Source organism: Lactobacillus helsingborgensis (genome assembly GCF_003173695.1).
In the GTDB taxonomy this organism is placed as follows: domain Bacteria; phylum Bacillota; class Bacilli; order Lactobacillales; family Lactobacillaceae; genus Lactobacillus; species Lactobacillus helsingborgensis.
Genome location: NZ_CP029544.1, coordinates 1,609,691 through 1,632,941, shown reverse-complemented (window position 1 = coordinate 1,632,941; position 23,251 = coordinate 1,609,691). Strand labels below are relative to the sequence as shown.

23 protein-coding genes are annotated in these 23,251 nt (G+C 38.1%); 21 read left to right on the top strand and 2 right to left on the bottom strand.

Annotated elements, in window-relative coordinates:
* Positions 1-34 precede the first annotated feature (34 nt).
* The 14 genes from phnD (at position 35) to DLD54_RS07740 (ending at position 10,990) form a co-directional block, all read left to right on the top strand.
* Positions 35-961, top strand: a complete 927-nt coding sequence (gene phnD / locus DLD54_RS07805) for a phosphate/phosphite/phosphonate ABC transporter substrate-binding protein (RefSeq protein ID WP_046327687.1) — start codon at positions 35-37, stop codon at positions 959-961.
* A 21-nt stretch (positions 962-982) separates the two neighbouring features.
* Entirely contained in the window at positions 983-1,756 is a 774-nt protein-coding gene (gene phnC / locus DLD54_RS07800) for a phosphonate ABC transporter ATP-binding protein (RefSeq protein WP_046327686.1), read from the top strand.
* Positions 1,749-2,552, top strand: coding sequence for a phosphonate ABC transporter, permease protein PhnE (gene phnE, locus DLD54_RS07795; protein ID WP_046327685.1), 804 nt, complete (start codon positions 1,749-1,751; stop codon positions 2,550-2,552). The genes phnC and phnE (DLD54_RS07795) overlap by 8 nt, the downstream gene beginning before the upstream one ends.
* Positions 2,552-3,364 carry a phosphonate ABC transporter, permease protein PhnE gene (gene phnE, locus DLD54_RS07790; RefSeq protein WP_109918830.1) on the top strand — a complete coding sequence of 271 codons (813 nt, stop codon included), beginning with the start codon at positions 2,552-2,554 and terminating at the stop codon, positions 3,362-3,364. Before phnE (DLD54_RS07795) ends, phnE (DLD54_RS07790) begins: the two co-directional genes overlap by 1 nt.
* A gap of 213 nt (positions 3,365-3,577) precedes the next feature.
* Complete coding sequence (locus tag DLD54_RS07785; RefSeq protein ID WP_109918829.1) at positions 3,578-5,038, top strand: BglG family transcription antiterminator; 1,461 nt, start codon at positions 3,578-3,580, stop codon at positions 5,036-5,038.
* Entirely contained in the window at positions 5,022-5,441 is a 420-nt protein-coding gene (locus DLD54_RS07780) for a PTS sugar transporter subunit IIA (RefSeq protein WP_109918828.1), read from the top strand. The genes DLD54_RS07785 and DLD54_RS07780 overlap by 17 nt, the downstream gene beginning before the upstream one ends.
* 15 nt (positions 5,442-5,456) lie before the next feature.
* Positions 5,457-5,915, top strand: coding sequence for a PTS sugar transporter subunit IIA (locus DLD54_RS07775; protein ID WP_233559200.1), 459 nt, complete (start codon positions 5,457-5,459; stop codon positions 5,913-5,915).
* 18 nt (positions 5,916-5,933) lie between these two features.
* Positions 5,934-6,761 carry a class II fructose-bisphosphate aldolase gene (locus tag DLD54_RS07770; protein WP_109918827.1) on the top strand — a complete coding sequence of 276 codons (828 nt, stop codon included), beginning with the start codon at positions 5,934-5,936 and terminating at the stop codon, positions 6,759-6,761.
* A 15-nt stretch (positions 6,762-6,776) separates the two neighbouring features.
* Positions 6,777-7,463, top strand: a complete 687-nt coding sequence (locus DLD54_RS07765) for a triose-phosphate isomerase (RefSeq protein ID WP_109918826.1) — start codon at positions 6,777-6,779, stop codon at positions 7,461-7,463.
* A 1-nt stretch (position 7,464) separates the two neighbouring features.
* Positions 7,465-7,983 carry a YjbQ family protein gene (locus DLD54_RS07760; protein WP_109918825.1) on the top strand — a complete coding sequence of 173 codons (519 nt, stop codon included), beginning with the start codon at positions 7,465-7,467 and terminating at the stop codon, positions 7,981-7,983.
* Between the two features lie 34 nt (positions 7,984-8,017).
* The gene (locus DLD54_RS07755; protein ID WP_109918824.1) at positions 8,018-9,349 is read left to right on the top strand and encodes a PTS galactitol transporter subunit IIC; all 1,332 of its coding nucleotides are present in this window, start codon (positions 8,018-8,020) and stop codon (positions 9,347-9,349) included.
* Positions 9,350-9,372: 23 nt separating this feature from the next.
* A complete protein-coding gene (locus tag DLD54_RS07750; RefSeq protein WP_038524326.1) occupies positions 9,373-9,660 on the top strand; it encodes a PTS sugar transporter subunit IIB in 288 nt (95 codons plus the stop codon).
* A gap of 2 nt (positions 9,661-9,662) precedes the next feature.
* The gene (locus tag DLD54_RS07745; protein ID WP_109918823.1) at positions 9,663-10,277 is read left to right on the top strand and encodes a KpsF/GutQ family sugar-phosphate isomerase; all 615 of its coding nucleotides are present in this window, start codon (positions 9,663-9,665) and stop codon (positions 10,275-10,277) included.
* A gap of 35 nt (positions 10,278-10,312) precedes the next feature.
* Positions 10,313-10,990 carry a fructose-6-phosphate aldolase gene (locus DLD54_RS07740; RefSeq protein WP_109918822.1) on the top strand — a complete coding sequence of 226 codons (678 nt, stop codon included), beginning with the start codon at positions 10,313-10,315 and terminating at the stop codon, positions 10,988-10,990.
* Positions 10,991-11,045: 55 nt separating this feature from the next.
* Here DLD54_RS07740 and DLD54_RS07735 read toward each other — a convergent pair whose 3' ends face one another.
* On the bottom strand, positions 11,046-11,612 hold the full coding sequence (locus DLD54_RS07735) for a DNA-3-methyladenine glycosylase I (protein ID WP_109918821.1): 567 nt from the start codon (positions 11,610-11,612) through the stop codon (positions 11,046-11,048).
* Positions 11,613-11,817: 205 nt separating this feature from the next.
* Here DLD54_RS07735 and DLD54_RS07730 point away from each other — a divergent pair, with 205 nt between their 5' ends.
* The 4 genes from DLD54_RS07730 (at position 11,818) to DLD54_RS07715 (ending at position 17,096) form a co-directional block, all read left to right on the top strand.
* Positions 11,818-12,303 carry a hypothetical protein gene (locus tag DLD54_RS07730; RefSeq protein WP_038524317.1) on the top strand — a complete coding sequence of 162 codons (486 nt, stop codon included), beginning with the start codon at positions 11,818-11,820 and terminating at the stop codon, positions 12,301-12,303.
* Positions 12,304-12,356: 53 nt separating this feature from the next.
* On the top strand, positions 12,357-13,754 hold the full coding sequence (locus tag DLD54_RS07725; RefSeq protein ID WP_109918820.1) for a metallophosphoesterase: 1,398 nt from the start codon (positions 12,357-12,359) through the stop codon (positions 13,752-13,754).
* Positions 13,755-13,861: 107 nt separating this feature from the next.
* The gene (gene asnB / locus DLD54_RS07720; protein WP_046327676.1) at positions 13,862-15,811 is read left to right on the top strand and encodes an asparagine synthase (glutamine-hydrolyzing); all 1,950 of its coding nucleotides are present in this window, start codon (positions 13,862-13,864) and stop codon (positions 15,809-15,811) included.
* A gap of 19 nt (positions 15,812-15,830) precedes the next feature.
* Positions 15,831-17,096, top strand: coding sequence for a carboxylate--amine ligase (locus tag DLD54_RS07715; RefSeq protein ID WP_046327675.1), 1,266 nt, complete (start codon positions 15,831-15,833; stop codon positions 17,094-17,096).
* Positions 17,097-17,145: 49 nt separating this feature from the next.
* On the opposite strand, the gene DLD54_RS07710 is transcribed toward DLD54_RS07715, so the two are convergent.
* Positions 17,146-17,982: a LysR family transcriptional regulator gene (locus tag DLD54_RS07710; RefSeq protein ID WP_109918819.1), complete on the bottom strand. Its 837-nt coding sequence runs from the start codon at positions 17,980-17,982 to the stop codon at positions 17,146-17,148.
* A 115-nt stretch (positions 17,983-18,097) separates the two neighbouring features.
* On the opposite strand from DLD54_RS07710, the gene DLD54_RS07705 reads away from it, so the two are divergent.
* From DLD54_RS07705 to DLD54_RS07695, 3 genes are all read left to right on the top strand, one after another.
* Positions 18,098-19,567, top strand: coding sequence for an FAD-dependent oxidoreductase (locus tag DLD54_RS07705; protein WP_109918818.1), 1,470 nt, complete (start codon positions 18,098-18,100; stop codon positions 19,565-19,567).
* Between the two features lie 245 nt (positions 19,568-19,812).
* Entirely contained in the window at positions 19,813-21,033 is a 1,221-nt protein-coding gene (locus DLD54_RS07700; RefSeq protein ID WP_109918817.1) for an MDR family MFS transporter, read from the top strand.
* Positions 21,034-21,126: 93 nt separating this feature from the next.
* On the top strand, positions 21,127-23,076 hold the full coding sequence (locus DLD54_RS07695; protein WP_109918816.1) for a M13 family metallopeptidase: 1,950 nt from the start codon (positions 21,127-21,129) through the stop codon (positions 23,074-23,076).
* The last annotated feature ends 175 nt before the right edge of the window (positions 23,077-23,251 follow it).

The following is a 23,251-nucleotide window of genomic DNA, read 5'->3' as shown; positions in this document are numbered from 1 at the left end:
GGCTAAAGTCTTTTTTTATGTCTGGGAGGGCATGATGAAAAAATTTAGAAAAATATTAGCTTTTGCTGCTGTTTTTTTGGTGGCATTCATGACGGCAGCTTGCTCTAATAAGGAAAAGAGCAAGGATAGCGGTACGCCTAAGTCTCTGAACGTGCAATTCGTTCCTAGCCAGGCTGCCACTAAGCTGGAATCACGGGCAAAGCCTTTGGAAAAAATGTTATCCGATCGGCTGGGCATTCCAGTTCATGTGTCTATGTCAACTGATTACAATACAGTAGTTGAGGCCATGAAGTCCAAAAAAGTTGATGTGGGTTTCTTACCGCCAAATGGTTATATTTTAGCTCATAAGCAAGGTGCTGCAGATGTTTTACTGCAAGCACAAAGATATGGTGTTAAGCAACCAAACGGACGTCCAACTAAAGATTTAGTTAACTTCTATCGTGCCGAAATTGTAGCTAAGAAGAATTCTAAAATTAAGAGCTGGAAAGATTTAAAGGGCAAGTCCATCTCTATTCAAAGTCCCACATCCTCAGCCGGCTACGTTTTCCCCATTGCTGAATTAAAGGAAAAAGGCCTTGATGTGCGCAAGAGCTGCAAGTTAGTAACTGTTACCGGTCAAGATCAAGCAGTTTTAAATGTGCTTAACGGTGATACTGATGCTGCTTTCGTGTTTGAAGATGCGCGGACAATTGTTAAAGATGACAACCCTAAAATTATGAGTCAAGTGGTGCCAATTTACTTTACTAAACCAATTCCGAACGATACTATTTCTGTAGTTCCAAGTATGTCTAAGTCATTTAGAAAGAAATTGGCTAACGCATTTATTGATATTGGTAAGTCTAAAAAGGGTAAAAAGATTATCGAGAGTATCTATACTCATGAAGGATATGTCCACACTAAGGACAGTGACTTTAACGTTGTACGCAAGTATGAAGATATTATCGAATCAACCAAAAAATAAGGGATACAAAGGAAGTTTATAATGGCAGATTCTGTAGTTAAGCCAATAATTGAATTAAAAAACGTAAAGAAAGTTTATGGCAAAGATGTTGTTGGTTTAAAAGACGTCAATTTAACTATTAATAAGGGTGAATTTGTTGTTATTGTAGGTTTATCCGGCGCCGGCAAATCAACGCTTTTAAGGTCGATTAACCGTTTAATTGATATTACCGAGGGCGATATCTTAATTAACGGCGAATCTATTACTAAGGCCAAAGGTAAAAAATTAAGAACGTTGCGCAGGCATATCGGTATGATTTTCCAAAGCTTTAATTTAGTTAAACGCTCAAGTGTTTTGCGTAATGTTTTAACGGGTAGAGTAGGGTACTATCCAACTTGGAAATCGTCGTTAAACCTTTTTACAAAGGAAGATAAACAGCGTGCCTATGATGCTTTACAGCAAGTTGATTTGGCAGATAAAGTTTATTCTCGTGCTGATGAACTATCTGGGGGGCAGCAGCAACGTGTGGCTATTGCCCGTGTGTTGACACAGAACCCTGATATCATTTTGGCAGACGAACCAACAGCTTCACTTGATCCGCAAACCTCTCGCCGTGTAATGAAAGACTTACAAATGCTGAATGAAAAGCATGGTATGACTGTTGTTATTAACTTGCACAGCGTTCAGCTCGCACAGGAATTTGGTAAAAGGGTAATTGGCGTTCGTGCTGGTGAAATTATTTATGACGGCAAGATGTCCGATACGCCAGCATCAACGTTTGATCAGATTTATTCCGGTGGTGACCAAGATGAGTAGCACGGAACAGGAAAAGCTGCTGGCTTTGCCTAAGAAAAAGTTTAAGATTTTAAATTTACTGTGGGTCATAATTTTCATTGCGGGTTTATTTATCTCTACCAATGAAACTAAAACAGATTTAGGTGCGTTATTTGCCAACTTCGGTCAATTTGCTGATATTTTTCTGCAAATGCTGCATCCCGATTGGTCATACATGGCAACAGTAATTCCGCTTTTGCTTGAAACAATTAAAATGGCAATTTTAGGAACAGTAATTGGCTCTGCTGTAGCCTTTATCTATTCTTTATTAATTGCCCGCAATATTGTTAAAAATAAGGCGATTACAGGCATTCTCAGGGTAATTATGAATATCATCAGAACTATCCCTGATCTATTATTAGGTGCCATTTTCGTTGCTATTGTCGGGATTGGACCTGTAGCTGGTGTCTTGGCACTAGCTATCTGTACTTTCGGAATTGTAGTCAAGCTGTTTTATGAGGCTATTGAAACTATTGATCCCGGTCCGATTGAAGCATTAACAGCTGTTGGCGCCAACAAATTGCAAATTATAGTTTTTGCAGTTCTGCCACAAGTAATTACGTATTTTATTTCTTATTGTTTGTATGCATTTGAAATAAATGTCAGAGCATCAACCGTTTTGGGTTATATCGGTGCCGGTGGTATCGGTTTATACCTGCAACAAACGCTGCAAGTCTTTGATTACCCTAAGACGGGCACAATTATCATTGTGATTATCATTGTAGTGGTACTGATAGATTATGTTTCTTCTAAATCACGGGAGGCGTTGATGCAATAATGGATACAATTATGAAAAAGCTGCCTCCTAGGCCGATCGATGTTAAAAAACGTATCTTGCACTGGCTGATCACAATTGTGACTATTGGGCTGGTAATATGGTCCTGCACTGGAATTGACTTTGGCGGGATTAAAGAAACAGCTGGTCAAATTGCTGGTGCGATTTTCTCCGGCATTTTTCACCCAGACTGGTCTTATGTTTATAACGGTAGTGGTGAAGATTTGGTTTCACAACTGTGGGAAACTGTCTGCATTGCGTTTTTAGGAACTTTTATTTCTGCTATTATTTCACTGCCCTTTGCCTTCTGGGCAGCAAATACTAAACACAAGCATTGGTATGTATCACGGACCGGTAAAATTATACTGGCAATAATTAGATCGTTTCCAGAAATTGTTTTGGCATTGATGTTTATTAAGGCAGTAGGACCAGGTTCTGCCGCCGGAGTGATGGCTCTTGGCTTTCACTCAGTGGGGATGCTTGCCAAACTGTTTTCTGAAGCAATAGAAAACTTGGATGATGGTCCTAACGAAGCAGTAACTGCGGTCGGCGGTTCCAAAACTAATATCATTATGTTTTCTACTTTGCCTAACCTGATGCCTGCTCTAATTTCAAATACGTTATACCGCTTTGATGTTTCTATCAGGTCTGCTTCAATCTTGGGCCTGGTTGGCGCCGGCGGTATCGGTTATCCGTTAATCATCGCATTGCAGTACCGGCAATGGAACCGGGTAGGAATAATCTTACTTGGCATCATTATTATGGTTATTGTGATTGATTGGATTTCCGGCTGGATTCGTAAAAAATTAGTATAAAAATCAAAAAATAAATTTATTAGCGTAATATCAACTTTTTATAGTTGCTATTACGCTTTTTTGTTTTCAACTAGCTCTTAATAGCACCTTTTTTCAGCAATTATACTTTCTATATGTAAGCGGTTTATTTGAATGTCCGCTAAAGGGGACACTCAAATAATTTTTATGAATAATTTCAGAAATAAAATGTAGGTATGAAAAGGAGGTACTTGGTTGAAAAACAAGATGAATGATAAGGAGCTGTTAAATTTTTTAGAAAAACAAACTGGATATACGAGTGCTGCCAAGATTGCTGCGGCTTTTGACGTATCTGTTAAAACTGTTTATCGCCATGTTAACAGCGTTAACGGGAATAAAAAAGTTAGAATTATCAACTCCGAAAAAAGCAAGGGCTACACTTTAAGCAAAAACACGGCACTCAAGAAATTTCAGCAAGATGCTTCTTTTTCTGATAAGGAAAGTCCCGAGCTTCGCAGGAAAAAAGTAATTTTGAAAATCTTGTTTAATTCACCTCAACCAATAGCAATTTACAGCTTGTATAAAGATGAGTATGTCAGCGAGTCAACGATTAACGCTGATTTGCTCAAAATCAAAAATATTCTCAGCAAGTCAAATTTAACGTTAATTCAGAAAAGCAAGAAGGTTGCGGTGCTGGGCAAAGAAGATGATATTCGTGAAAAAATCAATTCCTTATTACATTGGCATAAGGGAAAAAATAATAGGGTGCCAATTGATGGGATCAGTGAAATTGATTTAACTTTCATTCAAGAACAAATCAATATCATCGAGCAATTAAGTGCGACCAAGATTCCTTATCCCTATGATATTAATATTTGCTCGCATTTATATATTTTAATTCAGAGAGCAAGAAAGCAGATTGATAAAAATTACAGTAATAAAATTTTTGTTTCCGCAAATGAAATCAAACAAAATCATGATTTATACAGAATTGCGGAAATAGTGATTGAAAATGTAGAGAAATTCATTGTCAAAAAGATTTCGAAATTTGAAATCAATTATTTGTTTAAGTATTTGCTTTCCTCCCGCTTTATTGGCAAGCCAAGTCAACCGGATCAAAAATCCCTCTACTCTAAAAGCGTTGAAACCTTTACCTCCCAGTTGATTCAACGTGTGGCTCAGAAAATAAAACCTCAAATCGATGAGCCGGTATTAAAGAAGGAACTGATCAGCCATATTGGGCCAATGATGAACCGGATTAAAAATAATATTTCAGTAGAAAATGAGCTTTTACCGGATATTCAAGTTGAATATAAAGATTTGTTTGCGGCGATTGAGCAAGAATCTAAACAGTTATGCCTGCAAATGAAAATACCCTTAATTTCAAAAAATGAAGTGGGGTTTATTACTTTATATTTTGAAAAAAATATCGAGGAGATTACTAAAAAATATCATGTTTGGGTGGTTTGCGCCAGCGGAGTGGGAACTTCTGAATTATTGAAGCTCAAAATTCAAAAAGAGTTTAGCAATATTGTTGTCGACAAAGTGATTTCCTCGCTTGATGAACAGCTTTACCGGCTGAACAACGGCTCTAAAACAGATCTCATTATTTCTACTGTAGAACTGCCTTCATATATATCGAATAAATATGTCTTGGTCAGTGCCATGTTGAATAAACAAGACAAGGAGAAGATAAAAAATGCCATCTACGGCTGAATTTTATGCGGTAGTTACGCAAACAACAGATATTTTGCAACTTGCTGAAATATATATCAGAAAAAAAGCGCCGTATTTAAGCTCAAGTTATATCAAACGCAAAATAATTGAGCGCGAAAAATTAGGGGAAACCTATGTTGGTCATAAAACCATCATCTTGCATGTAATCGGTACACAAATAACTGCTGATTTTGGGCTGTATCTGTTTTTGTTAAATATTGCCCATTGGGAATCTTTATACAGTAAAAAAATATATCCCATCAATAAGGTCATGGTGATGTGTGTTAACCCCAAACTTACAAGTCCTGAGTTTAAGTTTTTGCTTAAATTCTTTAATTGTCGACCAGAACAAGTTGAGCATGATTTTGGTCTTGAGAAGAACGAAATTTACCAAATAAAGTAGAAAAAGGAAATTAATTTGTATATAGATAAGAAATTGTTTAGTGAACAAGTAATTTTGCAGCAGCAAGAAATGAAGAACAAACAAGCAGCATTAACTATTCTGGCAAATGAATTGCAAAGAAAAAATGTTGTCAATGCAGAATTTCTGCCCGCTATTTTAAAACGTGAAGAAAAATATCCTACAGGTTTGGCACTTGAAGGAGGTTTAGGCGTGGCCATTCCGCATACTGATCCTGATAAGGTGGAAAAAGAGCAGCTTGGGTTCATTTCACTGAAGGAGCCGGTCAAATTCAGGCAAATGGGTGATATAGACAGTTATGTGAATGTTTCCATGATATTCATCTTGTGTCTAAAAAGCCCTGATAAGCAACTCAATATGCTCAAGAGCCTAATGACCATGTTTACCGACACGGTGACGATGAAGAAAATTCAGAATTCAACCACGAGGGCTGAATTTTTGGCAATTGTAAATTAAGAGATAGAGGAGTAAAAAATGTTAATTTCAGCAAACGAAATTTTAAATTCAGCAAAAAAAGGCGGCTACGCTTTTCCCCACTTTAATTATTGGGACGAACTGTCAATTAGGGCCGAATTGGCAGCAGCAGAGAATAAAAAATTGCCAATTATTTTGGCTTGGGCAGAAAAGCATGAATCACGCTTAGATATTGATGAAGCACTCTCTTTAGGTAAATTTTATGCAGAAAGAGCACATGTGCCCGTCGTCTTGCATTTAGATCACGGTACAGATCCCGAACTGGTCAAATGGGGCGCCGCACATGGCTTTACTTCGGTGATGATTGATGCTTCAAATGAAGAATTTAGTAAAAATGTGCAGATTACCAAAGATGTAGTTGATTATTGTCACAGTTTAGGTGTGGTAGTGGAAGCTGAAATTGGTCACGTTGGTACCAATGCTTCTGATGACAATACCATTTATACGGAAGTTGCAGCAGCCACTAAATTTGTGAGTGAGACAAACGTTGATTCTTTGGCTGTTTCTATCGGCACTTCTCACGGTGTTTATCAACAAGGCACGCCAAAACTCAATTTTGCCAGAATAAAAGAATTAAGGGACGCAGTTGCAGTGCCACTTGTTTGTCATGGCGGCTCATCATCAGGTGACGCGAATCTGAAGAAGGCAGCGGCAAGCGGCATTACTAAGATTAATATCTTCACCGATTTGGCTAATGCGGCATTAAACGTCGCAAAAGAAAATGATTATCCGTCATTATTCGATCTTCTTGCGGCACAAGAAAAAGCTGTGTGTTCACTAGCAGAACACTATTATGACGTCTTTGACACCGCCAAATATTCTTTTTAGGAGGAAAAAGCAGAAATGAAATTAGTACAGAAGCCGTTCTTGATGGTAAATCCTAAAGTTTATTTATACGGTGAAGAATTGGTTAAATTAGCCAAAATTGCTGATAACTTAGCGCAAAAGTATCAGATTGACATCCTTTTTACTGCACCACTTATAGATTTGCCCGCAATTAAAGCTGCTACTAATCACTTGCTTTTAACAGCCCAACACATGGATCCAGTAGTTGCTGGCAGAGGAATGGGGCATGTTCTTCCCGAAGGGCTTAAAGCAGCAGGTGTAAAAGCAGTTGTTTTAAATCATGCGGAAAATCCGCTGACGGTGAATGTCTTAGCACGCACTATTAAAAGAGCTAAAGAACTCGGTTTATATAGTATTGTTTGTGCTGATAGCGTTGCGGAGTGCCGAGCAATAGCTGCGCTTGAGCCGAATATGATGATCTGTGAGCCCACCAGCTTAATTGGTACTCACCAAACAAGTGATGACGAATACATCACAAGCACGGTTCAGGCAATTAAGGCAATTAATTCAAACATCATGGTTTTAGAAGCAGCAGGTGTAAGTACAGGTGCTGACGTGCAAAAAGTTTTGCAACTGGGTGCTGATGGTACAGGTGGCACCAGCGGAATTGTTTGTGCTGCTGATTGGGAGAAAAAAATAAGTGAAATGCTGGAACCAATGAAGCAATTCCAAAGGGGTGAATAAAATGAAAGTTTATCAAGATGAAATCAAAATCAAAACAGCCGCTAGAGTCACTTATCAGAATATCACTGAGCAGTTAAAGCAAATTGTCAAAAATAGTGCTATCAAAAATGGCATTTGCTTAGTTCAAACTCCACATACGACATGCTCAGTTTTATTTGAAGAGTATGTGCATGACCATGATTTTAACGGCGACGAATTTTTACAGGTAGATTTGAATAATATTTTGGACAAAATAATTCCACCAGAAAAGAGTGAAAACTCTAATTACCGCTATCCCGGTCCAGAGCATGTGCGCTTTTTGGAAGAATTAGCTCAAAAAGATAAAAATTATCCCAATGAAAAAAATACGATTCTCAATGGGGATGCACATATCAAAGGCTCACTTTTTGGTTCTAACCAAACATTTGCGTTAAAAGAAAATGAGCTGCTAATTGGTTCTGTGGGCTATGTTTATTTTGTCGACTGGGATCAAAACCGCGCCAGATCACGTAAATGCAACGTAGTCATTTTGGGTGAATAACATTGACCGCAGTGAAATTTAAGGAGAAAGAAAAATGTTACAGGCATTACAAACTATAGTTAACTGGGGTGCTCCAGTTATATTGCCTATTATTATTGCTATTTTTGCAATGATTTTGGGTGCAGGATTTAAAAAATCATTTGTAGCAGGTTTAACTGTAGGTATCGGCTTTATTGGCTTAAATCTAGTAACCGGTTTGCTGGGAGATACTTTGGGCAAAGCAGCTCAGGTAATGGTTAAACGCTTTGGCTTATCATTAGTGACACTTGATATTGGTTGGCCCGCTGCATCGGCTATTTCTTATGGTACGATCTTGGGTATTTCAGCAATCCCTATTGGCATTGCAATCGACATCTTTTTACTTTTGTTTGGCTTAACCAAAACATTGAATATTGACATTTGGAACTTTTGGCACGCTGCTTTTGTTGGTGGACTAGTCTATGGTATGTCTAACAGTTTTCCCTTAGCAGTTTTTTCAATGGTAGCGTATCAAGTAATGTTGTACTTCTTAGGCGATTTAAGCGCACCAGTTTTGAACAAATACTATGGCTTTCCAAATATTACGTTTCCGCACGGAACTTCTGCACCGGGTTATCTGGTGGCACTACCATTAAACTGGGTATTTGATCGCATTCCCGGCTTTAACAAATTAAAGGCTAATCCAGAAACTATCCAGAAAAAGTTTGGTATTTTAGGTGAAACCTCTGTTATGGGTTTAATTATCGGCTTAGTAGTTGGCATTCTTGCTGGTTATGATGTGGGTAAAGTTTTAAATTTGGGAGTGCAAACAGCAGCCATTATGGTGTTGTTACCAAAGATGGTTTCGGTTTTAATGGAAGGTTTGACACCTGTTTCTGATGCCGCAAATGACTTTATCAAGAAACGCTTTCCGGGACGTGAACTTTATATCGGTATGGACTCAGCTTTAGCCGTAGGCGATCAAGCTGTTCTAGCTGTTTCACTTTTGATGATTCCGTTAACTCTTTTACTGGCTGTGATTCTTCCAGGAAATAAAACTATTCCTTTCGGCGACTTTTCCACTATCCCATTTGCCGTTTGTCTTATGGTACCAGTATTTGGCGGCAACATTGTTCGCTCCGTTGTAGGTGGCGTGGTTTATATGACTAGTATTTTATACGTCACTTCATGGATGGCACCATTAGTTACCAAGATGGCGGAAGCTGCCAGCTTTAATATTGGGCACGCAACCAGTATCACTTCACTAATAGAAGGTGGTTTGTGGTCAACCTTCCTCTTTGTTTGGGGAGCTAAATATCTGCCGTGGATCATAACTGGCGCAATTCTAATTGTTTCATTAATAGGACTATATTTCCTTAATAAGAGAAAAGCTGTTAAGGAAAGCTAAATACAAATTGGAGAATTAAACTAATGAAAAAGATTTTAGTAATGTGCGGCACTGGAATAGCCACATCAACTGTTGTTGCCAACCGCATTAAAGAATATTTGAACAAACAGGGTCTGGGAAACAATGTCAGCATTTCACATGCCAGCATTAGCGAAAAGATGAGCAGTTTGGATGATTACGATATTATTTTATCGACTACAGTAGTTCCGGCAGGCATCAAAGATAAGGTAATCTCAGCCGTGCCACTTTTGACCGGCGTCAATGCTGAACAAGTATATCAGGAAATTGCAAAAAGGGTTAAGGAACAATAATTATGGTAGAAAAACAGATTAAAAGTGCAGATTTTAAAGACATTATTACTAAAGAAGGAAATACTCTCAAATATGTCGCTGCTAATATTGACTATAATCAGGTTTTACAAGTATTTGACTTAATAAAAAATTGTCAGGGAAAAGTGATTATTTCTGGTTGTGGCACTTCTGGAATGGCTGCTAAAAAAATTGCCCATACTTTAAACGTAATTGAGCAGCCTGCATTCTATCTTTCGCCAGCTGATACACCACACGGTGGCGGCGGAGTAGTCAGTCAAAATGATGTGGTTATCTTAATATCTAAAGGTGGTCAAACAGAAGAAATTAATAAAGTCCTAGAGATTAGTAAGAGTCGTCAAGCTAAAATTATTGGTGTAACTGAAAAAGCTGATTCCTTTTTAGCCCAAAACTCGGAGTGCATTTTGCAGGTCATTGTCGATCAGGAAGCAGATGATTTTCATATGATGGCTACTTCCAGTACTTTAGCCGTTATTTCTGTATTTGACGCGATTTCAGTCATGATAGCGCGGAGCAAGCACTATTCTCAAAAAGAGTTCTTAAAAATTCACCCCGGTGGAGAAGTAGGACAAAAACTAAAGTATAATGTAGGTAAATAATATAATTTACTTTAGTTTATGGGGAGAAAACTACAATGGAATTTTTATTAGATACAGCAAATATTGATGACATCAAAAAATACCAAGAAATTATTCCTTTATCTGGGGTTACTACCAATCCTTCAATAATTAAAAAAGAAGGCAAAGCCGATTTCTTTGACCGTTTAGCACAAATAAAACAACTGATTGGGGATAAACGTTCATTGCACGTTCAGGTGGTAGCCACTACTACTGAAGGGATAGTGGCTGACGCCCATGCAGTTTTAGCTAAGTTAGGAAAAGATGTTTATATCAAAATTCCGGTTAACCAAGCTGGTTTGGCAGCAATTAAAATATTGAAAAAAGAAAATGTGCGAATTACTGCAACTTCAATTTATACGGAACTTCAAGGCTTTCTTGCAATAGCTGCTGGCGCCGATTATTTAGCACCTTATTATAATAGAATGGAAAATAATAATATTGATGCAAATAAAGTTATCAACGACCTTAACCAAGTAATTAATCACGAACAGCGAAATACTAAAATTCTAGCTGCTAGTTTTCACACTGTCAGTCAAATAACCAGCGCAATTGCAAACGGCGCGCAAGCTGTTACTGTAGCTCCCACCTTTATTGCTGAAGGGCTGGAGTCACACCTTATTACAGATGCCATTTCAGACTTTACTTCTGACTGGGAATCAATATTTGGCAAAACAACTATTTCGACATTATAAAATTTGCAGGCAAATTAAATAGTAAGATAAAAGATTGATTTAATTCAATCTTTTTTTATCCGTGATATTTAAACGGACAATTTTCTAAGTGATCATTGATTAAGCCAACTCCTTCTAAAAAAGAATAAATAATCACTGGACCCACAAACGTAAAGCCATCTTTTTTCATTTGTCTAGCTAGTTTTTGTGCTACTTTATTTGTCGTTGGCACTTCTGAACTTGTTTGTGGATGGTGCATAATTGGCGTCTTAATAAATTGTTGTAGATAATGGGCAAAACTGCCATACTGTGCGTCAATAATTAAAAGAGCGCGGGCATTATTAATTGCCGCCGTGATTTTGCGCTTGTTGCGGATAATCCCTTTATCCTGCATTAATTGTTCAATAGCGCTTGCCGACATTTGCGCAACTTCTTCTGGCACAAAATTTTTAAAAGCAGTCCGGAAATGGGCCCGCTTATGCAAAATGGTCGACCAACTTAGACCTGACTGAAATGATTCTAGCAGCAGCATCTCATACAAGTAATGTTCATCTAAATTAAGTTTGCCCCACTCATGATCGTGATACTCTTTAATTAAGGGGTCGTCATGATCACTCCACGGACAGCGAGTAATATTGTTCATCTTTTTCTCCTTTGCCTTATCGTAGCGCTTAAAGATAAATACGTAAAAAATATTTTTTTCTTTTTAAAAAAATATATTACTTAGAATTAATAAAATAATTGACCTTGATTGTATCAGGAGTTGGAAAAGATAGAGAAACTTTTCCTTCAAGAAGTGCAATAGTAGTTTTTTTGGTATAATATATAATGAACTTTAGGAGGAAACCATGGAGAAGTTAGAGATAGTGACTTTGGCCGATGACTTGGCCGCAAATCAAGAGAGTATTTTAAATAAAGAAACGGATTTTGATGCCGAGGCAGTTTATCGTGTAATTGACAGTTTGCACGTTTTGCATAAGCCGATTAAAGAATACTTCAAAATGACGCAAGAACAGTATTATGATACTGAAAGTGATCATAAATTAACTTTAATCAAGTTGTCAGAACAATTGACCGATTTACATGATCGGATTTTAACCAACCATGTTGATGGTTTCGTTGATAAAAATGAAATTAATCTAACTTATAATCATGAAAATCCTTATGAAGATGGGTTTTACAATGCAGTGGTTGATTTTCACGTTGTTTCTTACGGCTTTAAGGTAATTGGGGCAGTTCAAGAAGTAGCGCCCAAAACATTACAAGGAGTATTGTCTAAAGATGCTCTTTTAGCAATTGGTTTGGCAGCACACGCTTTAGAAAAGAGTTTATAGTTAAGGGCTGAGTAGTGTGCTCAGCTCTTTTTGTTTCTGGTTGAGGCAAAAAAATGGGTGTTTTTAAGTATGCTAAAGGACTAGCAGATAAAATTAACGGAGCTAAATTACATGCTGTGTTCAAGAAAAAAGACGAACAGCTGGATCCGATGCAGGAGTATTTAACGGTGGGGGAATACCATGTTGATGGAGAACAAGGTACGCCTAATGAACAACCTTATACTCTGACCGTCTATCAAGATGAAAATAAAATTTTACACCAAGCCCTTAGTTTGGAAAGCACTGATAAGTTAGAGCCTGAATATGTCCGTCGCTTTAGTCCTGAGCTGCAGCGCTATCGCGCATTTGTGAGCCGTAAAAATGGGCGCCGCTACGTTGTAGAGGAGTATTTAGAGCGCTTCGTGGCAAGGGTCAAAGGTCATATTCGTACTGGTAAAAATTCGGTTAATGTGAGCGTCATTACCGATACCCATTATAAAGACCGTAACAGTATGGACTTTTATGGTTGGAACGGCCTGACTCATGTTAATGAATTTTCTTATCTTGATGATTCTGGTCTTCTTAGTCTAAAGATCCATTTGGGTGACTGGATTGATGGCTCAGATGCTGGCTTTTTAGGTGAAAGTGAATTAACTAAATTACGTGATTCATTTATTTCTGACAAAGTACCTTATATGCTGATTAAAGGCAATCATGATGAAAACGATAAGTTTGATGAACATCATGACCTAAGGGCGTCTTTTCCCGAAAATGAATTTGAGGGAATTATGTGGCCTGCTTTATATAAACAAAATGGCATTCATTATATTACCCGCCAGCATGGGGTCTGTTATTATGATGTTGATGATTTGCGGTTTATTTCCGTCAACACTTCAGACATACCTTACTACTTGGACGCTCAAGGCAGAAAAAAATATGACGTTAAGCTCACATTGGCAGTAAGAGAAGATCAAATCGAAGAAATTATTGAGATTTTAGAGCAATCTTCGAATAAACATATTATCTTTATGAGCCATGCTAATCCGATTAATCGCAAGGGATCAAACGCCTTAAAATATAATGGTCGTTCTTTGCACGAATTACTCGTCGCGTTTAATCAGGGTGAAAAGGGCCAGATGCATTCCAGCCGCGGCATACCACCTGAATTTCGCTTAGCTAATGACTTTGATTTTACTAATGTAAAAAATGCCCGTATTATCGCTTACTTTTGCGGTCATAGGCACAGGGAAGATCAATATCGTATTAATGGTATTCAATATATTTTGTTTAATTGTTCAGCATTGATGGGTCCAAATCATGCTTTGACTACCAAATATAATAAAAATTGGAAGCGGCAAATAGACCATCAAACTGAATTTGCGGGTTACATTGTCAATATTGATTTACAACGGCACTATATTCAGGCCTTTGGTTATGGTGCAGCCAGCAAACGCAGAATCTTTTATATTTAGTAAAATCGCGACGGGCAATTTGGAAATTGCCCGGTTTTTAGCATATAATGGAAAAGTTAAAATAGAAGCAAAACTATACAAAAAAATAAATTAAGGGAAGATAAGTAATGTGCGGGATTGTTGCATTTTATAATCCGGAAATAAATGATAAGCAAGCTGCCATTGGTAAAATGATGGCAACAATTAAGCACCGTGGTCCTGATTCAGATGGTTTTTACACCAATGATAAGGTCGCTCTGGGTTTTAGAAGATTGTCAATAATTGATTTACGTGGCGGCAGTCAGCCGATTTATAACGAAGATCAAACGCGGGCAATTATTTTTAATGGTGAAATATATAACTTTGAGCCATTAAGAAAAGAATTAATTGCTGCTGGGCACACATTTACCACTAAGTCCGATACAGAAGTCCTTTTACACGGTTACGAAGAATGGGGCATGGATGGTCTGCTTAAGAGAGTCCGTGGCATGTTTGCTTTTGCAATTTGGGATGATAATACTCAGACATTGTATGGTGCCCGTGATTTCTTTGGCATTAAGCCGCTTTACTACAGTGATGAGAACGGTCACCTAACTATTGGGTCGGAAATTAAAAGCTTTTTGGCGTTACCCGGCTTTAAGCGCCGCTTAAACATTGAAGCAGTCAAGCCATATTTGATGAACCAGTACAATGATTTGCACGAAACATTCTTCAAAGGTATTTACCGTTTTCCTGCTGGTCACTGGTTTGAATATAAAGATGGCGCAATGAAAATACACCAGTACTGGGATGCAGAATACAAGGCTAATACTTTAAGTTTTGAAGAAACAGTCAACAAAATTGACGAAGATTTGCATGAATCAGTTAAATTGCATCATATTGCCGATGTTCCCGTTGGCGCATTTTTGTCAGAAGGCGTGGATTCAAGTTATATTACCAGCATTTTAAATCCAGATGATGTCTTTTCAATTTCTTTTGACGATGCCACTTATGATGAAGCATCTAAGGCAAAAGCTTTAGCTGATATTAAGGGCTGGCATTTCTTTTCTGATAAGGTAAAAGCTGATGAGGCAATGCACGATTTTCCAGAAATGCAATACCACATGGATGAACCGGATGCCAATCCGTCAATAATTCCATTATGGTATTTGTGTAAAATGGCTCGGAAGCATGTTACTGTGGCTCTATCTGGTGAAGGTGCGGATGAACTATTTGCCGGTTATGTTAATTACGGGATGCACACGCATAACAGCATTATTAAAGTATTCACTTCACAATGCAAAAAGCTGCCGAAGAAGACCAGGGTTAAGTTAGCACATAAAATTAAAAAGATGCCGAACTTCCCAGGGAAAGTTCATTTGTATACCAATTTGGCTGAACCAAGTGAGTTTTACGTTGGTCAATCGGTTATTTATGATATGGACTATCCCACAATCTTTTCTTCAGAAGATGCCAATAAAATTTTAAAACCATCGTATCGCAATAAATTAACCGTTAATGGTATTTATCAAAGCGACTTTAAAAAAGTAAAAGATCTTGATAATGTCAGGCAAATGCAATACATTGACCTGCACCACTTTATGCTTAATGACATTGAGCAAAAAGCGGACAAAATATCAATGGCACACTCGCTTGAACTGCGTGTGCCTTACTTAGATAAAAAGGTTGCAGAAAGAGCTAATTCAATTCCAACCGATTATCTGGTTAATAAGTACGATACTAAATATGCTTTACGCAAAGCTTCGGAAAAAGTCCTTCCTGATGAATGGGCTAAACGACCAAAATTAGGTTTCCCGACCCCAATCAAAGAATGGTTGCAGGAACCACGCTTTTATAAGCAGGTGCGTGAACTTTTCAGTGAAGACTTTGTGCAGGATATTTTTGAGCAGGACAAAATCTTGCGCTTACTAGATGAAAATTACAAAGGTGACGGTTCGCATCGTCGACAAATATGGACTATCTATACATTTTTGGTATGGTACAAATTGTTCTTTGTTGATTATGAAAAAACGGTTGCCAAATACCAGCATGTTCAACCGGAAGTTGCCAGCTTAATTGAGCAGGGCAAGTTGGTTTAATGAGGAGCATAATTTATCAATGAAACAAGAGTTTACCCCAATTTTACTTGGTAGTGACATTAACGTGTATGGCATGGCCCGATCGTTTAACGAGGCTTATGGCATTAAAGTAAAAGCACTGGCTGATAGTCAACTGGCAGCGACTCGTTACTCCAAAATCGTCAGTGTTGAATTACACCAAGGCTTTAGCGAAGATCCGACCTTTATAGAGGTTATGCGCGAGCAAATGAAAATATATCAGGATCATCAGGAACCAGTAATCTTAATTTCTTGTGGTGACGGTTATTCAGAGCTTTTAGCCAAACATAAAAGTGAACTGGAAAAAGTTTTTATTGTTCCTTATATTGAGTATGACCTGTTACAAAAGTTAATTTCCAAAGAGAGCTTTTACCAAATTGCCGAAAAATATGGTCTGCCTTACCCTAAAACTAAGATTGTGACGCTCGCTGACTATCAGGCGGAAAACTATTTGGAATTGCCGTTTGGTTACCCGTTAGAGCTTAAGCCGGAAGATCCAGTTTCTTGGCTTGACGTACATTTTGAAGGTCGCAAAAAAGCTTTTACCATTCATAATGAAACTGAATTGCGTGATATTGTCGGCAAAATTTATGAGAATGGTTATCAAGAGGACCTAATTCTGCAGGACTTTATTCCCGGTGATGATTCATACATGCGGGTGCTAAATGCTTATGTTGACAAGGATCATCATATCAAGATGATGTGTATGGGACACCCTTTGCTAGAAGACCCAACACCTCAGTCAATCGGCAATTATATGGCGATTTTACCGGAATATGATGAAAAGCTTTACGAACAAGTGGAGTCATTTTTGGAAAAAATCAATTATACTGGTATGGCTAACTTTGATATTAAATATGATACGCGGGATGGAAAGTATAAATTCTTTGAAATTAACCTGCGCCAAGGGCGTTCAAGCTTTTATGTTACCCTTAACGGCTATAACTTGGCTAAGTGGTATGTAGATGACTACGTTTATGATAGCCTGCATGATAAAGAAGCAGTTTATGGCAATAAATTAAAATCAAAGCACGTGTTATGGCTGGGGTTACCTGTCAAGGTATTTAAGGAATACGCGGTTGACAATGAAGCTAAGCACATGGCAGAAGAATTGATCCACGAGGGTCGTTACGGTACGACGGTCTTTTATGATCAGGACCGTAATTTTAAACGCTGGCTGCTTTTGAAATATATGTTCCATAACTATAAGGGACGCTATCAAAAGTATTATCAAGAAAATAAGGGTCAATTTTTTAAAACTAATTAAAAGAAAAAGGATGATTGCAGCAAGTGGCTGTAATCATCTTTTTTGTTAGTTAGATTTTTGCAATTAGCTTTTTGGTAATCATATTAGCATCGCTCCGGTAAAAGAACCCAACGTCTGCGTTAAAATGCCAATTGACTTTTTTACTTATAAGTGGAGAACAAGAACTGGCTAAAGTTTCATGGACTAGAATAAGGTAGTTTTTGATGATAGCTTCGTTGATGAGTGCCTTGTTAAAGACAGAATAGCTAATCAAGTGGGTCTTTTGGCAATTACTTTTAATAAAATGCCTGATCTGTCCCGATTGCTTTAAAACCGAACTTTTAATAATGAGTATTTTTTGCTTATCCAAGTCGGAAATCGTTAATTTTTCTTTTTGCACCAGCTTGTTTTGTGGCGGAATAGCTATTAGCAATGGGCTAGTGGTTACCTTTTTGAATAAAAAGCCTTGTTTAGGAATGGGCTCTTGTGAATACAGGCTTTCTATAAGGTCAATGTTTTGCGGGATTTTTTCATAATCTTTAATCTCTTGAAATTTTAGCTGGACATTATTTGCGTGTAAAAAATCCAGCCAAAACTTATCAAGTAAGTTGGTCGTGCTTAGATAGCCGGTGCCTACTACTAGCGTGCGCTGGTATTTTTTCATTATTTCTTCGGTTTCTGAGCACACCCGTTTAATTTTACGGCATTGCTTTAAAAATAATTTGCCAGCTTCGGTTAAAGTAACACCGTGTGAATCACGCTTAAATAATTCACAGTCCATTTTATTTTCTAATAAATTAATCTGTTGCACTACGGCTGATGGCGATATATATAATGTCCTGGAGGCAGCGGAAAAGCTGCCGGCTTCTGCTACTGTGAAAAAAGTGTCAATTTCATGGTCATACATTTTTATACCTCATCTAGTGTTAAGTCTAACCTTAACTCTGCATGTGCACAATCAAGAAAGCGCTTTTTAATGAAAATAATATAATTTAGTTAGATATAAAAAGGAGTGAATCGTTATGACTAAATTTGATATTGTTGTTATTGGTGCTGGCGCTTCAGGAATTGGCGCAGGCTTAGCTGCTGCACAGAACGGCGCTAAAGTTGCGCTTTTGGAAAAGGGCGCTAAGTTTGGTGGTGCTGGTAAGTTCGGCGCCCAAGGACTGTTTGCGGCCGAAAGTGCAAAGCAAAAGGCAGCAGACGTCAACTATACTGTTAAAGACGCTTATGAAGAAATAATAAATTATACCCACCATTCTTCCAATGCCAGAATGACTAAAGCTATTGTCACTAAATCGGCTTCTACAATTGCCTGGCTCAAAGAAAATGGCTTGGATACAGAACTTGTAACCAATACCCAAGAAGTACACCAAAACCACCCTCGGACTTATCATCAGTTTATAGATAAGTTTAATGGTTTTGACAGAGTAATGAACAACTTTAAAAAAGCTGGTGGCGTCTTACTGACTGAAACAACTGGTAATAAAATAATTCAGGAAAATGGTCGGGTCACTGGAGTTGAAGTTGTCCAAAATAATCAAACCAGCATTTTAGCAACTAAGGCAGTCATTTTGGCTGATGGCGGTTTTGTTGGTAATAGACAGGAAATTGCCCAAAGTCTGGCAATTGATCCGGATGATTTATATTCAATGGGCGAAAGAAAGGCCACAGGCGACGGCTTAAGAATGCTGCAAGAAGTTGGCGGAATTAATAATTATAAGCGAATATTTGAAAATCATGCCGCTACGGTTTTTTCAGCCTCTCATCCTAAATGGCATAATGACACAATATTTACGTTAACGTGCTTGCCTTTTTTATGGATAGATAAAGAAGGCAAGAGGTTTACCAATGAAGATTTAGTATACGATTTTGCTCTTTGGGGCGACACGGTTTATGCCAATGGTGGCTACTATTATTTCTTGTTAGACCAAGCTCTAGTTGATTATTTGAAAACTGCCAGTCTTAATTGGACCAGCTCTTTTGAAAGAACTTTTAGATTATTAGACGGTCAACCTATGACACATAAGGTAGGACCATTTGCCGAGATAGAAAGTGACTTGCAAGAAGCTGTGCAGGAAAAAGCAGCTTATAAAGCTGATACTATTTTAGAATTGGCTGATAAGATGAATGTTGATGCTAAAGTGCTGCAGCAAAATGTTGCCCACTACAACGAATTAGTCGCAAAGCATGATGACACTGATTTTTATAAAGATAGTTCGTTTATGTCAATTCCGGTGGCAAAAGCACCATTCTATGCTGTACGGGCAAATTCGACTACACTGGGTACTGTTGGCGGCGGACTCGTGAATGAAAACTTTGAAGCGCTAAATGCTAGCCGCAAAGTTATTCCTGGAGTTTATGCTGTTGGTAACAATGCCTCCGGAATGTTTGATTCGTCTTATCCAACAATTGAAGGCTTGAGCAATGCGTTTGCGTGGAATTCAGGTCGGATTGCCGGTGAAAAAGCAAGTGAGTTTGGAAGGGAATAATAAAAAACTATTTAAGTCAGCTTTAATAGATATGAATAAAGAAGACTGATAAGCCGTTATGTTTAGCGGGTTTAGCAGTCTTTTTATTTGCGCTTGGCAGGGATGTTATAATCCCACTTTTTCCCCAACATGGTTATGAATACTAATGAAAATCTCTCGTCTTTTTTGTATTTAAAAGGGTGTTCATTTTTAATACTTCTTGCTAAACTGGTAAATGGAATCTAAAAATAGAAAGGACTGAATAAATGAAACTTAAACATGATTCTAATGAGGAAACAGAAATTAAGTTGCGCTGGCTTTTACTGGGGGAGTTAGCAACGTGGATTGGGTCGAGTTTTGTTTGGCCCTTAACTTCCGTTTATTTAAACAAGCAATTACACATCAGCCTTTCTGTAATAGGGGTTGTTTTATTTTGCAATTGCGCCAGTAACGTTTTGGGTTCCCTAATAGCAGGTCGGCTATATGACCGAGTTAATCCGTACCCGTTAATCGTTACTGGTCTGGGGCTTGATGCACTGGTCTTATTCTGTATGGCATTTTTCCATGGTTGGCCGGAATACTGGTTTTGGCTTATTCTTACTGGCTGTATTAGCGGCTGGAATGGGACTTTAATCAACTCAATTGCAACCAGTTTGCATAATTATTCAGGTCGCTATGTGTTTAATTTGGTCTATTTTGCCCAGAATGTAGGAACGGTTACTGGTACGCTGTTAGTAGGGTATCTATATGATTTTTCAATCGAATTTCTGTTCCTTTTGGCAGCGTCATTATTTGCGATTGCCTGCATTAACGCCGCAATTCACTATCGCCCTATTAGTACTTATCACAAAAAGCGGCAAAAGAATGTTGCTGAAAAGGGCGAGAAACCTAAAAGTGAATCGATGCCTAAGTATAACTTTATGCTCATGATCGGATTTTTGATTTCACTTGCTGTGACTTGGCTCATGTACATGAACTGGGAGTCTAATTTATCCGTTTATATGGTTTCGCTTGGAATACCATTTCATTTATACAGCTTGTTATGGACGCTAAATGGTGCGATTATCGTTACTGTGCAAGTAATTTTGGCACGCTTTCCGCATCTTTTTAAAAATCTTTTCCACCAGATAATTTTTGGGACGCTTATGTTTGCTATTTCATTTGCAACGTTGATTTTTGCCAAAGATTTTGCGCATTTCGCACTCTCAATGGTAGTTTTGACTTTGGGTGAGGCGACTGCTTTTCCAGCTGTTCCAGCTTACATTAACGACCTGTCACCTCTTAGCAGTAAGGGTAAATATCAGGGCGAAATTAATGTTGCGCGGGGAATAGGACAAGCTTTTGGACCACTGTTTGGTGGTTTAGTGATTGACCGGGCAGGTTATATTCCCTTTTTCATAATTGCTGCTTGCAGTATTTTTATGATGATTGTGCTTCTACTGCCACTCCATGCTAAATTGCGTAAGTACATTACTCTTTACAAGTAATTTGTAAAGACTTTTTAATATTAACAGCATGATTAAAATGATAATATTAATTTAGTCTATTTTTAATTTAAATGAAAAGGGAGGACTCTTTTAATGAATAAAAACTTCGCAGTTCGCGGCGGTAGTGGTAATATTATCGAACCCAATGTTGGGGCGCGTCCGCAAGATAACTTGTATTTAGCAATTAACTCTGAGTGGATTGAAAAAACCAAAATTCCTGAAGACCGTTCACGGATGGCTTCTTTTGACGGTATTGACGTTGAAGTTGAAAAGAACTTGATGCAAGACTTTGCAGATTTTGCTTCTGGTAAAAAAGAAATTCCGAATGTACCTAATTTGGCGGAAGCCGTTAAGTTGTATCAAATTGCCAAAGACTTTGATAAGAGAAATAAAGACGGTGCTGAACCAATTCAAGCTGATTTGGAAATGCTTGCCGGATTAAAGGACTTTTCAGATTTTAATTTGAATGCGCCTGACTTAGCAACTTTTGCCTTACTCCCATTTAGCTTTGGCGTTTCACCTGACATGAAGAATACCAAAGTTAATGTTTTATGCTTCTCGGGTCCTGGCACATTTTTACCTGACACTACAACTTATCAAACTCCTGATGCACCTCAATTGTTAGATACTTTGCAAAAGCAGTCAGTTAAGCTTTTAACCATGGCTGGTATTGATCAGGCTAAAGCAGAAAAATATGCAGAAGATGCTATTAAGTTTGATGCTAAGCTATCTAAGATCGTTAAGTCTACAGAAGAGTGGGCAGATTATCCTGCTACTTACAATCCAATGAAGATTGAGGACTTTGAAGCTAAGTTTGATCAATTCAAGATTGCTTACTACTTGAAAGAAGCAATTGGTGAAGAACCGGAACGAATTATTGTTGAAGAACCACGCTACTTGGATCACATTAACGAAATTATCAATGAAGAAAACTTTGATGAAATCAAGGGCTGGATGATTGTTATCTTTATTAACGCGGCTGCTGACTCCTTGTCACAAGACTTCCGAGAAGCAGCGTTTCCATTTAGTCAAGCCTTATACGGCCAGCCTAAGTTGTCTAGTGGTGAAAAGCAGGCTTATCACATTGCAAATGAAGCATTTAGTGAAGTAGTTGGTGTCTATTACGGACAAACCTATTTTGGTGAAGATGCCAAAAAAGACGTTGAAGATATGATTCACCGTATGCTTGAGGTATATAAGGAGCGCCTGCAAAATAATGATTGGCTTTCCGAACAAACTAAGAAACGTGCAATTATTAAACTAGACGCACTGGTTTTGAAGATCGGTTATCCAAGTAAGATTGAAGAAATTTATAATCGTTTGAAGGTGGTTCCAGCTAGTGAGGGTGGCAGCCTTTATTCAAATGAACGTGCATTTACCATTGAGCAGCAAAAGTACAACCTTGAGCAACTCCACAAGGAAGTTGACCGGACTGTTTGGGCAATGCCAGGTAACTTGGTAAATGCCTGCTATGATCCGCAAAGAAATGATTTGACATTCCCTGCAGCTATTTTGCAAAAACCATTTTACGATTTGAAACAAGATAGAGCAGCCAACTTTGGTGGTATCGGTTCTGTTATCGCCCACGAAGTTTCCCACGCCTTTGATAACAATGGTGCTCAATTCGATGAATTAGGCAACATGGAGAATTGGTGGACTGACGAAGACTACGCTGAATTTAAGAAGCGGACGCAAGCTGAAATTGACTTGTTTGATGGTATTGAATACGGTCCAGTTAAGCTTAACGGTAAGCAGATAGTTTCTGAAAACATCGCTGATCAAGGTGGTTTGACCGCTGCAGTTGAAGCCGCTAAGAATGAAAATGATGATTTAAAGAAATTATTTGAAAACTTCGCGCGGATTTGGGCTAATAAGCAATTGACTGAGGCAATTAAGAGCCAGACTGCAGTTGATGTTCACGCACCCGGTCCTCTGCGTGCTAACGTTCAAAGTCAATGTCAAGATGACTTCTACAAGACTTTTGACGTTAAGCCGGAAGACGGTATGTGGCTAGACCCTGAAAAACGTGTACACATCTGGTAATTATGTGTAATAATGCAAAAACCATTGTTCTAATCAGTTAGAACAATGGTTTTTTGGTGCGTAAAGATAGCCAAAAGTCACTAGATGCAAGTCGAAATATCTTGATTCCTTTTTGATACCAAAGAAAAGACAAATTATATCAAAGAAGGCTAACGCGTTAATCTGGGAATAATTC